Raw genomic sequence first — 14452 nt, 5'->3', positions numbered from 1 at the left:
GAATGAGGCTGGGTGCAATCATTCTTTTTCGCAAATGCTTATATTCCATGTGTTGGTTTGTTTTGGGTATGTTGGTGCATTGTTGGGTGTCTGGGGCATTAGTGTTGTCCTGGTGCTAACACACGACTAGCAGTTGGCCATGGTGTGGTTGGTTGTGGTGTGTGTTGGGTGTTGTGTGAGAACTGTATAGTGGACGCGAGCATGTACTGCATGTGAGCAACTGTTGTGGTTGTTTGTGTGTGGTGTGATGTGATTTCTTGTTTTTCTTAATTTTTGTGTGTTCACCCGCCATGAGGGCAGTCTTTGTGGGCTGTGTTTGTGGTGGTGTGTGTTCGTTGTGTGAAGGGCGCATGGTGGATGCCTTGGTATTGTGTGCCGATGAAGGACGTGTCAGGCTGCGTTAAGCCTCGGGGAGTTGTCAAGTAAGCGTTGATCCGAGGATGTCCGAATGGGGAAACCTGCCACTCGTTGTGGGGTGGTACCTGCCCATGAATTCATAGTGGGTGTGGGGGTTACGCGGGGAAGTGAAACATCTCAGTACCCGTAGGAGAGGAAAATAATAATGATTCTGCTAGTAGCGGCGAGCGAACGTGGATGAGGCTAAACCGTGTGTGTGTGATACTTGGTAGGGGTTGCGCATGCGGTGTTGTGGGGTTTCAACGTTGAAGTGTCTACCAGTGCTTCGTTGTGGTGTGTGTGTTAGCTGAATTGGCTTGGAATGGTCAACCGGAGTAGGTGAGAGTCCTGTAGGTGAAGGCATACTTGTCATGATTGTTGTTGTCCCCGAGTAGCAACGGGCTCGTGGAATCTGTTGTGAATCTGCCGGGACCACCCGGTAAGCCTAAATACGTGCAATAACCGATAGTGTATTGAGTACCGTGAGGGAATGGTGAAAAGTACCCCGGGAGGGGAGTGAAATAGTTCCTGAAACCATGTGCTTACAATCCGTCAGAGCACTTGTTTGTGTGTGATGGCGTGCCTTTTGAAGAATGAGCCTGCGAGTCAGCGGCATGTCGCGAGGTTAACCCGTGTGGGGTAGCCGTAGGGAAACCGAATCCTAATGGGGTGTTGTCAGTGGCATGTCCTGGACCCGAAGCGGGGTGATCTACCCATGGCCAGTGTGAAGCAGCTGTAAGAGGTTGTGGAGGCGCGAACCCACGTAGGTTGAAAACTGCGGGGATGAGTTGTGGGTAGGGGTGAAAGGCCAATCAAACTCCGTGATAGCTGGTTCTCCCCGAAATGCATTTAGGTGCAGCGTTACGTTTTTTAAGCCTAGTGGAGGTAGAGCTACTGGTTGGTTGAGCGGGACTACAATCTTAGCAACATCAGCCAAACTCCGAATGCCGCTAGTGTGTGCGTGGCAGTGAGACTGTGGGGGATAAGCTTCATAGTCGAGAGGGAAACAGCCCAGATCGCCGGTTAAGGCCCCTAAGGGTATGCTAAGTGGAAAAGGATGTGGGATCGCGAAGACAGCCAGGAGGTTGGCTTAGAAGCAGCCATCCTTGAAAGAGTGCGTAATAGCTCACTGGTCGAGTGGTTCTGCGCCGACAATGTAGTGGGGCTCAAGCATACCGCCGAAGCCGCGGCAACAATGTTTTGTTGGGTAGGGGAGCGTCGTGCACGTGTGGAAGCAGTATCGTAAGGCGCTGTGGAGTGTGTGCGAGTGAGAATGCAGGCATGAGTAACGAATTGGTAGGTGAGAATCCTACCCGCCGGATGACTAAGGGTTCCTGGGTCAAGTTCGTCTTCCCAGGGTGAGTCGGGACCTAAGGCGAGGCCGACAGGCGTAGTCGATGGATAACCAGTTGATATTCTGGTACCCGTATATCCGCGCCCAATGGTAAAGCAGTGATACTAACCACCCATATCGCCATGTACTCGCCCTTTCGAGGGCATTGTCGTGGTTGATATGCGTGGGGCCTGAACTGTGGTCCAAGCGATGGGGTGACACAGGTTGGTAGCCATGCCACTTATTGGATTGTTGGTGTAAGCGTGCAGACTGTGGTGTAGGTTAAATCCGCACCATGTATGGTCGAGGCGTGATGCGTAGCCCGTGAGGGTGAAGTTGGTGATCCTGTACTGTCGAGAAAAGCCTCTAGTGAGTGGGTGTACGGCCCGTACCCTAAACCGACACAGGTAGTCAGGTTGAGTATACTAAGGCGTTCGGGTGAACTGTGGTTAAGGAATTCGGCAAAATGCCCCCGTAACTTCGGGAGAAGGGGGGCCACTGCTGGTGCCATACTCTTTGCGGTGTGTGTGCTGGTGGTGGTCGCAGAGAATAGAGGGGTCCGACTGTTTATCAAAAACACAGGTCCATGCGAAGACGTGAAGTTGATGTATATGGACTGACGCCTGCCCGGTGCTGGAAGGTTAAGAGGACCTGTTAGGAACCTTTGGTTCCGAAGCGGAGAATTTAAGCCCCAGTAAACGGCGGTGGTAACTATAACCATCCTAAGGTAGCGAAATTCCTTGTCGGGTAAGTTCCGACCTGCACGAATGGCGTAACGAGACCTCTGCTGTCTCAACCACAGGCCCGGTGAAATTGCATTACGAGTAAAGATGCTCGTTACGCGCGGCAGGACGAAAAGACCCCGGGACCTTCACTATAGCTTGGTATTGGTATTTACTATCGTTTGTGTAGGATAGGTGGGAGACTGTGAAGCTATCACGCTAGTGGTGGTGGAGTCGTTGGTGAAATACCACTCTGATGGTAGTGAATGCCTGAACCTTGGCCCATGATCTGGGTTGGGGACAGTGCCTGGTGGGTAGTTTAACTGGGGCGGTTGCCTCCCAAAATGTAACGGAGGCGCCCAAAGGTTCCCTCAGCCTGGTTGGCAATCAGGTGGTGAGTGTAAGTGCACAAGGGAGCTTGACTGTGAGAGTGACGGCTCGAGCAGGGACGAAAGTCGGGACTAGTGATCCGGCACCTACTTGTGGATGTGGTGTCGCTCAACGGATAAAAGGTACCCCGGGGATAACAGGCTGATCTTCCCCAAGAGTCCATATCGACGGGATGGTTTGGCACCTCGATGTCGGCTCGTCGCATCCTGGGGCTGGAGTAGGTCCCAAGGGTTGGGCTGTTCGCCCATTAAAGCGGCACGCGAGCTGGGTTCAGAACGTCGTGAGACAGTTCGGTCTCTATCCGCCGCGCGCGTTGAAACTTGAAGAAGGCTGTCCCTAGTACGAGAGGACCGGGACGGACGTACCTCTAGTGTGCCAGTTGTCACGCCAGTGGCAGGGCTGGTTGGCTACGTACGGGAGGGATAACCGCTGAAAGCATCTAAGCGGGAAGCCTGTTTTAAGATGAGGTTTCATTATTAGGCCCCCGGAAGACTACCGGGTTGATAGGCCAGACCTGGGCGCATCGTAAGATGTGGAGGCTACTGGTACTAATCGGCCAAACAACCAACACCACACAAACTATTGTGTGGAACAAAACAAAACACAAGATATCGTCACTTTGTCGTGTTCGCGTCCACTATGCAGTATCTGACACAACACCCCGGACCAGACACCACATGTGTGTCCCGGATGTTTGTCGGTGGTCAATAGCGGCAGGGAAACGCCCGGACCCATTCCGAACCCGGAAGCTAAGCCTGCGTCGCGCCGATGGTACTGCAACCGGGAGGTTGTGGGAGAGTAGGTTACCGCCGACACCAAACAACAACATAAAATTCAATAATCCTGAGGGAGGGTTTCCAGCCACACGCCGGAAACCCTCCGTTTTTCGATCTTTGCTCGATTCCTTGCGCCCTTTTTGTGGCTGGTTTTTGCCGGGGATTGTTTGCATAGCCGGTGGGGCGGTGATGCGTTCGGGGATATGACACGCTAAGCTGTAATAGTTGTTATCTACAGTGAAGAAAGTGAAAGTATGACTGATTTTGCCGCTTCCCCCGTCGGCGCCTCGACCCCGGCGGTTGCAGCCCGGGCCATCGAGCTGTTTAAGCAATACGGCCAGGGGGAGACCTCTGTTACCGCACTAGACCACGTAACCATCGACTTCCGCCGCCAGGAGTTCACCGCGATTATGGGGCCGTCGGGCTCCGGCAAGTCCACCCTGATGCACACCATGGCCGGCTTGGACTCCGCCACCAGCGGCGCTGCCCTGATTGGTGATACGGACCTGTCCCAGCTCAGCGACAAGGAGATCACGGCTCTGCGCCGCGATCGGCTGGGCTTTATCTTCCAGTCCTTTAACCTGGTGCCGACGCTGACCGCGGCGGAAAATATCACCCTGCCGGTGGATATCGCCGGCAAGAAGGTGGACAAGGCCTGGTTCGACGAGATCACCAGCCGGCTGGGCCTTGCGCAGCGCCTCGAGCACCGCCCAGCGGAGCTGTCTGGCGGCCAGCAGCAGCGCGTGGCTTGCGCTCGCGCGCTGGTCTCCCGCCCGGAGATCATCTTTGGTGACGAGCCGACCGGCAACCTGGACTCGAACTCTTCGGCCGAGGTCCTGGACATCCTACGCACCAGTGTCGACCAGGACGGGCAGACCGTCGTCATTGTTACGCACGACGCCAAGGCGGCATCGTACGCCGACCGGGTGGTCTTCCTTGCCGATGGCCGCCTGGTCCACTCGCTGGAGGATCCCTCCATGGAGGCCATCCACCAGATCATGGCGGAGATTGAGAGCTAAATATGGGTAAGAACAAAACCATGCGCAGGGTTTCCCTGCGCAATATTCTGGCCCACAAACTGCGCCTGGGCCTAACGGTGCTGGCCGTGGTGCTGGGCACCGCGTTCATCGCGGGTTCGTTCATGTTCACCAACTCGCTGTCGTCGACCTTCGACTCCGCGGTGTCGAACTCCTTTACCGGCGTGGACGCGGCTGTCTCCCAGAAGGAGGGTGGCCCGCTACTGAACGCGGAGATGCGGCAGCAGCTGGCCGACGACCCCCAGGTCCGCGGCGTCAACATGCAGTCGAGCCAGACGGTTGTCGTGGCCGATTCCGATTCCGAGGCCTACCAGACCCAGGGCGGTACCTCTGCGCTGGTGCCGTATTACGCGCCCGAGGACACGGTGGGCCAGCCGGCGGAGCTCGTCGAGGGCAACGCCCCGCAGGGCACCAATGAGGTCGTCGTCAACTCCGGGGCCGCCGAGGAATTCGGTATCGGGATTGGCGACGAGGTCGTCGTGGTGCACCCAGACAAGCAGGACCGGATGACTATTTCCGGCATCGTCGAGCCGGCCATCGAGCAAGGCTCCGGGCTGACGCTGTCGATGGAGGCCGGCGGCTTCAACGAGCTCTATGGCGACTCCCAGCAGCTGCGCGTTTCCGCGGCTGAAGGGGTCAGCGCCGATCAATTGGTCGACCACCTCAACGCGACCTACGAGGTCGAGGCGGAATCCGGCCAGAAGCTGGCCGATGAGCTTTCGGAGACCATCTCCGGGGCCTTGAAGTTCGTCAACTACTTCCTCATCGCCTTCGGGCTCATCGCGCTGCTGGTGGGCACCTTCATCATCGCGAACACTTTCTCTATGATCGTCGCGCAGCGGACAAAGGAATTCGCGCTCCTGCGCGCCCTGGGCGCCTCCCGCGGCCAGATCACCGGTTCGGTGGTCATGGAATCCCTCATCGTGGGGCTTATCGGCTCCGCCCTGGGCGTCGTCGCGGGCATTGGCCTGGTCGCCATTATCAAGGCCGTCATGAACGGCCAGGGCATGCCATTGGACGACTCGCTGGGCCTGTCCGTGTCCGCCTTCCTGGTCCCGCTGGTGCTGGGCACTATCGTTACGGTGTTCTCCGCCTGGATGCCGGCACAGCGGGCGGGCGCGGTGGAACCGGTCGAGGCGATGCGCACCACCGAATCCGCCGCCGGATCCTCGCTTAAGGTGCGCACCATCATCGGCGGCCTCGTGCTGGTGCTCGGAGCGGGCCTGGCGGCCGCGGGCGCGCTTATCGATGTCGAGACCACCCCGCGCGCCATCCTCGTCGGCGTGGGCGCCCTCTTCGTCATCGTCGGCTTCTTCCTCGCCGGCCCGGCGCTGTCGCTGCCCATCGTGCCGGTGCTAGGCAAGGTATTCGGCGCCCCCTTCGGTGCCATCGGGCGCCTGGCCGCGACCAACTCCCGGCGCAACCCGCGCCGCACGGCCGCGACCGCCTTCGCGCTGACCCTCGGCATCGCCCTGGTGACCGCGATCGGCATGCTGGGCGCGACGATGAAGACGTCCATCTCCAACGTGCTGGATGACAAGATCTCGGCCGACTACATCTTGGCCGGCCCGCAGTCGGGCTCCTTCCCGACGCCGAACGACACCGCCGACAAGGCCCGCGAGGCCGACGGGGTCGGCGAAGTGCTCTCGCTGTCCATGGCGCCGGTGGCCATCGATGGCAATGCCAGCATGGACTACGGCCCCCGCTTCCAGCAGTCCATGGTCATGGACACCAATCCGGAAAACCTCTTCCAGCTGGACGTGGCGGAAGGCAACGTGGACTTCGAGGCGGAGCCGGGCTTCATCGCCACCACCGACTACGCCGCCGAGCACGGCTGGACGGTGGGGCAGACCTACCCAATGACTAAGGCCGGCGGCCTCGGCGAAGCGGTCGACGCCAAGCTCATCGGCACCTTCGAGCCGAACCAGATGATTCAGGGCTTCGCGGTCAACCAGTCCCTGGCCGAGGAGCTCGTGCCGCGCGAATCGCTGACCACCCAGATGGTGGGCGTCAACGCCGCCGAGGGCACCGACCTGGAGCAGCTGCGCAGCAACCTGGAGGAAGCCGTCAAGGATCTCGTGGTCGTCCAGGTCGCCACCGGCGAGGAATACGCCAGCGAATCCGCGGGCGCCATCGACCAGATGCTCTCCATCCTCTACGCCCTGCTGGCGCTGGCCGTGGTCATCGCCGTGCTGGGCATCGTCAACACCCTGACACTGGGGGTTATCGAGCGTCGCCAGGAGATCGGCATGTTGCGCGCCGTGGGAACCCAGCGCGGCCAGATCCGGACCATGATCACCCTGGAGGCCGTCCAGATCGCCATCTTCGGCGCGGTCATGGGCATCCTCATCGGCCTGGGGCTGGGCTGGTCCTTCATTCAGGTCATGTCCGACCAGGGCCTCGACGAGGCCACCGTTCCGTGGGGCCAGCTGGCCATCATGCTGGTCGGTTCCGGCGTAGTCGGCGTTGTCGCTGCCCTCTGGCCGGCCGGCCGGGCGGCCAAGACCCCGCCGCTGGAGGCCATCTCCTCCTAAAACGCCCCGCGCGGGGCTAGCCGAACCAGATTCGCTCGGCCCAGATGACCCCGCGCCACGCGGCGATGATGCCAATCGCCAGCGTGGCTGCCGCATACCGCAAGGCCCGCCCCCAGTGGCGGGCCTTGAGCATGTCTCCCATCTCGCGCGCAAACGTAGACCAGGTGGACAGCCCGCCGGCGAAGCCACCAGTCAGGCCCATATAGGCCACGGATCCCCAGGGGCCGGCCTCCCAGCCGCCCAAGCGGAAGAACCCTACCGTGAGGCCCAGGGCGAGCGAGCCCAGCATATTCGCCGCGAAGGTGCCGGCGGGGCTGGGCAAAAGGCGCGACAGGCCGTAGCGCAGCATGCCCCCTAGGAAGGCGCCCAGACCCACCGCGGCGAGGATAAGCAGGGTGTTAAGGCTCAGCGCCGTCATCGCCTCTCACCCCCGAAGTGCGCGCCGGCTAGGTACGCGCCGACGCAGCCCAGCAGCGTGGCCGCCACGTAGGCGGCCGCGGCGCCGGGGCTGAGCTCGGAGCTCAGCAAGGCAAAGGTCGCGAAGCTGGTAAACCCCCCGAGCACGCCGGTCGACCAGAAAGGCCCGGGCCGGAAATATCCCATGAGCGCTGAGCCGACGACGTTGATGGCTAGAAGAGGCCACCACGCCTGGGCAAACAGCGCCATGAGTCCGACCCGGGCAACGGCGCCGAGGGCAGCCCCGGCGCCGACAATCAGAGCTTCGCGCATAGTCTCCTATGCTAGCCGCGGCGCGGCCGCTACTTCCAGTTCATCCCCTGGGACTCCGTGAACTCGCGGACCTCGGTGATTGGGCGGTTCAGCCCCGGATCGAACTTGAGGTAGGCCTTGGTCTCGCGGGCGACCAGCCCGGAGAGAATGAGCAGGCCGACGAGGTTGGGCACTGCCATCAGGCCGTTGGCCAGGTCGGAGAAGGACCAGACCAGGTCCAGCTCGGTGACGGCGCCGACGAAGACGATGACGGTGAAGAACATGCGGTAGGGCAGGGTGGCGATGGTGCCCACCAGGGAGGCCAGGGCGCGCTCGCCGTAGTAGGACCACGCCACGATGGTCGAGAACGCGAAGAAGATGATGGACAGCGAGACGATCGTGCCGCCCCAGTGGCCCGGCAGGCCGACGGAGAAGGCGTCGGCGGTCATGGTGGCGGCGTTCTCACGGCCTTCCTTCCAGGTGCCGGTGACGACGATGACTAGGCCGGTGATGGAAACGACCACCAGGGTGTCGATGAAGGTCTGGGTCATGGAGACGAAAGCCTGGCGGGCCGGGTGCGGGGTCTTGGCAGCCGCGGCGGCAATGGCGGCGGAACCCATGCCGGACTCGTTGGAGAAGATACCGCGGGCGACACCGAACTGGATGACCATGATGATGCCGGCGCCGGTGAAGCCGCCGGCGGCGGACGTACCGGTGAAGGCGTCGGTAAAGACCGTCGCCAGGGCCTCCGGGAGGGCCCCGGCGTTGGTGATCAGCACGATGATGCCGCCGACCACGTAGATGATGATCATCAGCGGCACGAACGCGGAGGTGATGCGGCCGATAGCCTGAATGCCGCCGAGCAGGACCGCGCCGATAGCGACGAACATGATGGCGCCCGAGGCAATCGGGTCGATGCCAAAGGTGGATTCCATGTTGGAAGCAATCGCGTTGCCCTGCGTCAGGTTGCCGATGCCGAAGGAGGCGAAGACCGCGAAGATAGCGAAGGCCACGCCAAGGAACTTGCCGAGGGGGCCGCGGATACCGCGCTTCAGGTAAATCTGCGGGCCGCCGATTTGCTCCCCGCGGGAGTCAGTGACACGGAAACGGACGCCGAGGTAGGCCTCCGTGTACTTGGTGATCATGCCGACCAGGCCGGTGACCCAGATCCAGAACAGCGCGCCCGGTCCACCGATGGACAGGGCCGTGGCCACACCCACGATGTTGCCGACACCCACGGTGGCGGCCAGCGCGGTGGTCAGCGCCTGGTAGTTCGTAATATCACCGTCGGTGGAATCATCCGAGTCGTCGTGGCTAAACACCGCGCGCAGGGAGCGCCCGAGGGCGCGAAACTGCAGGCCACCCATGCGGATGGTCAAAAAGAGGCCGGTTAGGAGCAGGAGGGGAATGAGGAAGAACGGGCCCCAGACGACGGAACCCACCGAGTCGAGGAAATTCTGTAACGAGTCCATTCTTGGAATGTACCCGCCGCCACACAGGCGTGTGACCTAAATGACAAAAATATTTCCGGCGGGGGTAAAAAGCAGGTGTGCTTACGCTGCGCAGTCCGCCCGCGCAGGCGACAATGAAGGCGGAAGGCCCCTGCCAGAACTGGCCCCCAACACGTGACGAGAGGAACCTGCCATGGCCCACCCCCGCGCCGGACAGCCGGCCCGCCCGGAAGACCGCGACGACATCGCACACGTGGTGACTTCCTATTATGCGCTCCGCCCCGACGTTCGCACCCCGGGGCAAGAGGTGGTCTTCGGGACCTCCGGCCACCGCGGTAGCAGCCTGGACGCGGCGTTTAACGAATGGCATATCTGGGCCATCACCCAGGCCATCGTGGACTACCGCACCGAGCAGGGCATCGCCGGCCCGTTGTTCATCGGGCGCGACACCCACGCGCTGTCCGAGCCGGCGATGGTCTCGGCCCTGCAGGTCCTCGTTGCCCGCGGGGTGGACGTGCGGGTCGATGCCCGCGGCGGGTACACCCCGACCCCGGCGGTCTCGCGGGCCATCGTTGCCCACCCGGGCAGCGACGGCATCGTGGTAACCCCGTCCCACAACCCGCCGCGCGACGGCGGCTTCAAGTACAACCCGCCGAGCGGTGGGCCGGCCGACTCCGCGGCGACCGACTGGATCGCCGAGCGTGCCAACGGCTACCTGCGCGCCGGCCTCGAGGGGGTCGAGCGCGCCGACGTCGCCGGGGTAACGGATCCGAACCTGGCGACCTACGACTTCCTGGATGCTTACGTCGGCGACCTCGACCGGGTAGTGGACCTGCGGGCCATCGCCAAGGCGGGCGTGCGCATCGGCGCGGACCCGATGGGCGGGGCGGCGGTGGACTACTGGCCGGAAATCGCCCGCCGCTACGGGCTGCAGCTGACCGTGGTGAACCCGCACGTGGACGCCACCTTCGGCTTCATGACCCTAGACAAGGACGGCCAAATCCGCATGGACTGCTCCTCCCCAGCGGCGATGGCCTCCCTGATTGCCAACCGCGACTCCTACGACATCGCCACCGGCAACGACGCGGACGCGGACCGGCACGGCATCGTCACCCCGGACGCCGGGCTGATGAACCCCAACCACTACCTGGCAGTCGCCGTCGATTACCTGTTTTCCCACCGCCCCGATTGGGCAGGCGCCGGGATCGGCAAGACCGTGGTGTCCTCCTCTCTCATCGACCGGGTCGCCGGTCGTCTGGAGCGGAAGTTGGTGGAGGTCCCCGTCGGCTTCAAGTGGTTCGTGTCGGGGCTGCAGGACGCCTCCCTGGCCTTCGGCGGCGAGGAATCCGCCGGTGCCGCCTTCCTCTGCTTCGACGGCAGTACCTGGACCACCGACAAGGACGGCATCATCATGAACTTGCTCGCCGCCGAGATTCAGGCGGTCACCGGACAGTCGCCGTCCCAGCGCTACCAGCAGCTGACCGAGGAGCTGGGCAGCTCCGCCTACGCGCGCATCGACGAGCCCGCCGACCGCGCGGCCAAGGCCGTCCTCAAGGGGCTCGCCCCGGACGCGGTGGCGGCCACGCAGCTGGCCGGGGAGGAGATCCGTGCCAAGCTCACCGAGGCTCCGGGCAACGGCGCGGCCCTGGGCGGGCTCAAGGTGGTCACGGATAATGCCTGGTTCGCGGCGCGCCCGTCGGGCACTGAGGACAAGTACAAGATCTACGCGGAGTCCTTCCTGGGTGAAAAACACCTGGAACAAGTCCTGCAGGAGGCTGTCAATGTGGTCAAGGACGCATTGAGCAGCGCCACGTAGTGTGTAAACTGTTCAAGCGTGAAGAAACTCGATAAAAGCCTGATTCTCGACCTGATAAGCGCCTTCGCGCGCTTCTTCATGGCCTATATCTGGATCGCCGCAGGGGTGGAGAAGCTCAACAAGCACTTCACGATGACCCAGACCATCGAGGCCTATCAGATCTTCACACCGGAATGGTCGCACTACCTGGCCTATCTCATCGGTCCGCTGGAAATCGCCGGCGGCGTCCTGCTGCTTCTGGGCCTGTTTATGCGCCCGGCAGTCAAGGTGGGCATCATCGTGCTGGTGCTGTTCATGATCGGCATCGGCCAGGCCTGGGCCCGCGGACTGGACATCGACTGCGGCTGCTTTGAAGTCGATCCGGCCAACACCGACCAAGTAATGGACTACGTCAAGACCCTGGGGCGCGATCTTTTCTTCCTCGTGCTCATGGTCTGGATCTGGGTGCGTCCGTTCAAGAAGTTCGCAATTTACCCCTAAGGCCTGCTTGGGTAGGCTATTTCCAGGTGCAAAGACCGCAAAACAACCCTGAAAAGGATGAGTGGAGTAAGTGAGTAATTCTCGGAAAGTCACGGACCCGAACGCCAGCGGCAAGTCCGGGTTCCTGTGGGGCCTGGTAGCCCTGCTGGTCATCGTCGCCGTCGTCATCGGCTACATCATCTGGAACGGCCAGAGCGCGAAGACCGACGAGCTGGCCGACCGCGCCGTCGACGTCAATATGGACATGCAGTACGAGGACAACTCGGTGGTGCTCAAGTCCGCCAACACCAAGGACGACGCCCCGGTCGTCGAGCTGTATGAGGACTTCTCCTGCTCGCACTGCTCGGAGCTGGCCGTCGCCTCCGACGAAAAGATGGCCCAGGCCATCGAGGACGGCAAGATGGTGGTCCACATCCGCACCCTGAACTTCATGGACGGCCAGGACGATACCCTGAACTTCATGGACGGCCAGGACGATCCCGAAAAGCTTGACGGCTATTCCACCCAGGCGGCCACCGCGGCCCGCGCCCTGGCGGAAGACGGCGACGTCCACGCCTACTGGAACCTGCGCAAGGTCCTGCTCGAGGATCAGCAGGATGTCGCCCGCCAGTGGGGCGCTGAGGAAATGGCTGACGCCGCCAAGGCTTTCGATGCCTCCGGCGACGCCGTGGACAAGATCAAGGGCATGGATCTGAGCGCCGGCCAGGAATTCGCCGCCGCCAACTACCACAAGCTGGAGAAGGACACCGGTTCCGTTTCCTCGCCGCGCATCTTCGTCGACGGTGAAGAGCTGGAGCTGACCTCCGATCTGGGCGCCTGGGTCGACCAGGTAGCCAAGTAGGGCCGGCCGGAGAAAAATTAGCTCACGCTGGCGATTTGGTTCGCGCCTTCGCCAGCGTGTAGATTAATACGAGTTGCCGCACTAGATACCGCACGGTTTCTAGGTGCACGGCATACGGGGCTATGGCGCAGCTGGTAGCGCACCACACTGGCAGTGTGGGGGTCACGGGTTCGAATCCCGTTAGCTCCACTCCACAACTTCATACCTGGTACTTTCGCAGTACTTTGGGGGCTATGGCGCAGCTGGTAGCGCACCACACTGGCAGTGTGGGGGTCACGGGTTCGAATCCCGTTAGCTCCACCAATTTTTTAAAACCCGGGTTCAGCTCAGCTGGCCCGGGTTTTGCTGTCCCCGCCCGCGCGCCCGGTTCGCCGGGGTGAGAATTGGTTAGGATGGCGGGATGGCTACTTTTACCAAGGACGTTGCCCAACCCGACCAGGCCGGGGCGGAGGCCGCGGGCCTGCGCTGGCTGCACCAGGCGGTGCCGGAGGCCGTCGTGGAGGTAGTCGAGGTAGGCCAGAGCTACCTGCGTACCGAGCGGGTCGAGCCGGCCGCCCCCACGACGGAGGCGGCGCGGGAATTCGGCCGACGCCTGCGCCGGATCCACGCCGCCGGGGCCGAGGCCTTTGGCTGCCCGCCCGCGGGCTGGGAGGGTAAGAACTTCATCGGCCGCGTCGAACAGGACTGCACCCCGAGCGATTCGTGGGGGGCCTTCTACGCCCAGCAGCGCGTGTTGCCCTTCGCTCGCGGGGCAGGCCTTTCCTCCGGGGACCTGGAGACGGTCGAGCGGGCCTGCCAGGCTATCGCTGCGACCGACTTCGACGTCGAACCCGCCCGCATCCACGGCGACCTGTGGGCCGGCAACCTGCTGTTTAGTGAGGGCGGCGCCGTGGTCATCGATCCGGCGGCCCACGGCGGGCATCCACACACGGATCTGGCGATGCTGGAGCTTTTCGGTGCCCCGTACCTCGACGAGGTTCTGGCCGGGTACGGCGATCCGAAGGTCGACTTCGACCTGCACCAGCTGCACCCGTTGGCCGTGCACGCGATGACCCACGGACGCGCCTACCAGCGTCCGCTGGTAGCGGCCGCGCGCGGCGTGCTTGAGCGCTACTAGGCGCGCGGGGGGGAGGCGCTAGAGCGGGCTAGGGCCCTGCGGCATCTGGCGCTTGTGCGCGCCGGCGCGCCAGAGGCGCTCGATGGTGGCGGCGGCCGCGGAGGGCACCGGCTTGCCCTCCAGGTAGTCGTCGATGTCGGAATAGGCGACGCCGAGTGCCTCCTCGTCCGGCAGTCCCGGCTTGTTGTCTTCCAGATCGGCGGTGGGCACCTTGGCCCAGGTCGAGCGCGGCGCGCCGAGGTGTACCAGCAGTTGCGCGCCCTGCCGCTTGTTAAGGCCGGCGAGCGGAAGGAGGTCCGCGGCGCCGTCGCCCCATTTGGTAAAGAATCCGGTGACGTTTTCCGCGGCGTGGTCGGTGCCGACTACCAAAAGGTTTTTCTCGCCGGCCAGGGCGTACTGGGCGACCATGCGCAAGCGGGCCTTGACGTTGCCGCGGTTGAAGTCGCTGAGCGCGTCCTGGCCCAAGGAATCGGCCGCGGCGGCGGACAGGGTATCGGTAGCCGGGGCGATGTCTAGGTCCAAGCGGTGGTCGGGCTCGATGAAGTCCAGGGCCACCTGGGCGTCGTCCTCGTCGGCCTGCTGGCCGTGGGGTAGGCGCACGGCCCAGAAGGCCGCGCCATCGACCTGCTCGCAGGCCAGCTGGGCTAGCCGACCGGCCAGGGTGGAGTCCTGGCCGCCCGAAATGCCGAGGACATAGCCGGCCGCGCCGGTCGTCTCCAGGTAATTAACCAGGAAGTCGACGCGCCGTTCGACCTCTTTTGCTGGATCGATTAAGGGGCGGGTGTGCAGGGCTTTTATGATTTCGGACTGGGTGGAGTTCGGATCTGGTGACATGTGCTTCATCGTAGTGG

The 14452-nt window shown here is 62.5% G+C and carries 10 protein-coding genes, 2 tRNA genes and 2 rRNA genes; 10 read left to right on the top strand and 4 right to left on the bottom strand.

The window, feature by feature from the left end; all coding sequences use genetic code 11:
* The first annotated feature begins 328 nt into the window (after positions 1-328).
* The 4 genes from CCONF_RS09530 to CCONF_RS09515 all read left to right on the top strand — a co-directional run bounded on the left by CCONF_RS09530 (position 329) and on the right by CCONF_RS09515 (position 7188).
* Positions 329-3414, top strand: a 23S ribosomal RNA gene (locus tag CCONF_RS09530).
* Between the two features lie 123 nt (positions 3415-3537).
* Positions 3538-3656: ribosomal RNA gene (gene rrf / locus CCONF_RS09525) — 5S ribosomal RNA — on the top strand.
* A gap of 215 nt (positions 3657-3871) precedes the next feature.
* Complete coding sequence (locus CCONF_RS09520; protein WP_290223130.1) at positions 3872-4636, top strand: ABC transporter ATP-binding protein; 765 nt, start codon at positions 3872-3874, stop codon at positions 4634-4636.
* A gap of 2 nt (positions 4637-4638) precedes the next feature.
* Positions 4639-7188: an ABC transporter permease gene (locus CCONF_RS09515; protein WP_290223128.1), complete on the top strand. Its 2550-nt coding sequence runs from the start codon at positions 4639-4641 to the stop codon at positions 7186-7188.
* A 16-nt stretch (positions 7189-7204) separates the two neighbouring features.
* Here the strand turns inward: CCONF_RS09515 and CCONF_RS09510 are convergent, their stop codons facing one another.
* The 3 genes from CCONF_RS09510 to CCONF_RS09500 are packed head-to-tail and all read right to left on the bottom strand — an operon-like array spanning position 7205 to position 9368.
* Positions 7205-7606 carry a fluoride efflux transporter FluC gene (locus CCONF_RS09510; RefSeq protein ID WP_290223125.1) on the bottom strand — a complete coding sequence of 134 codons (402 nt, stop codon included), beginning with the start codon at positions 7604-7606 and terminating at the stop codon, positions 7205-7207.
* The gene (locus CCONF_RS09505) at positions 7603-7917 is read right to left on the bottom strand and encodes a fluoride efflux transporter family protein (RefSeq protein WP_290223123.1); all 315 of its coding nucleotides are present in this window, start codon (positions 7915-7917) and stop codon (positions 7603-7605) included. The genes CCONF_RS09510 and CCONF_RS09505 overlap by 4 nt, the downstream gene beginning before the upstream one ends.
* A 29-nt stretch (positions 7918-7946) precedes the next feature.
* Entirely contained in the window at positions 7947-9368 is a 1422-nt protein-coding gene (locus CCONF_RS09500) for an alanine/glycine:cation symporter family protein (RefSeq protein WP_290223121.1), read from the bottom strand.
* Between the two features lie 172 nt (positions 9369-9540).
* On the opposite strand from CCONF_RS09500, the gene pgm reads away from it, so the two are divergent.
* From pgm to CCONF_RS09470, 6 genes are all read left to right on the top strand, one after another.
* On the top strand, positions 9541-11163 hold the full coding sequence (pgm, locus tag CCONF_RS09495; protein ID WP_290223118.1) for a phosphoglucomutase (alpha-D-glucose-1,6-bisphosphate-dependent): 1623 nt from the start codon (positions 9541-9543) through the stop codon (positions 11161-11163).
* Between the two features lie 18 nt (positions 11164-11181).
* Positions 11182-11643, top strand: a complete 462-nt coding sequence (locus CCONF_RS09490; RefSeq protein ID WP_290223116.1) for a MauE/DoxX family redox-associated membrane protein — start codon at positions 11182-11184, stop codon at positions 11641-11643.
* 70 nt (positions 11644-11713) lie between these two features.
* Positions 11714-12484 (top strand): thioredoxin domain-containing protein, encoded by a 771-nt coding sequence (locus tag CCONF_RS09485; RefSeq protein WP_290223114.1) that lies wholly within the window; start codon positions 11714-11716, stop codon positions 12482-12484.
* A 116-nt stretch (positions 12485-12600) separates the two neighbouring features.
* Positions 12601-12673, top strand: a tRNA-Ala gene (locus tag CCONF_RS09480).
* A gap of 38 nt (positions 12674-12711) precedes the next feature.
* Positions 12712-12787 (top strand) — tRNA-Ala (locus CCONF_RS09475).
* 97 nt (positions 12788-12884) lie between these two features.
* A complete protein-coding gene (locus CCONF_RS09470) occupies positions 12885-13601 on the top strand; it encodes a fructosamine kinase family protein (protein WP_290223112.1) in 717 nt (238 codons plus the stop codon).
* A gap of 18 nt (positions 13602-13619) precedes the next feature.
* Here CCONF_RS09470 and nadE read toward each other — a convergent pair whose 3' ends face one another.
* Positions 13620-14444: an NAD(+) synthase gene (nadE, locus tag CCONF_RS09465; protein ID WP_290223110.1), complete on the bottom strand. Its 825-nt coding sequence runs from the start codon at positions 14442-14444 to the stop codon at positions 13620-13622.
* Positions 14445-14452 lie beyond the last annotated feature (8 nt).

The sequence above is a fragment of the Corynebacterium confusum genome (assembly GCF_030408715.1).
Classification (GTDB): Bacteria; Actinomycetota; Actinomycetes; order Mycobacteriales; family Mycobacteriaceae; genus Corynebacterium; species Corynebacterium confusum.
This window is presented reverse-complemented; position numbering and strand designations above follow the sequence as displayed.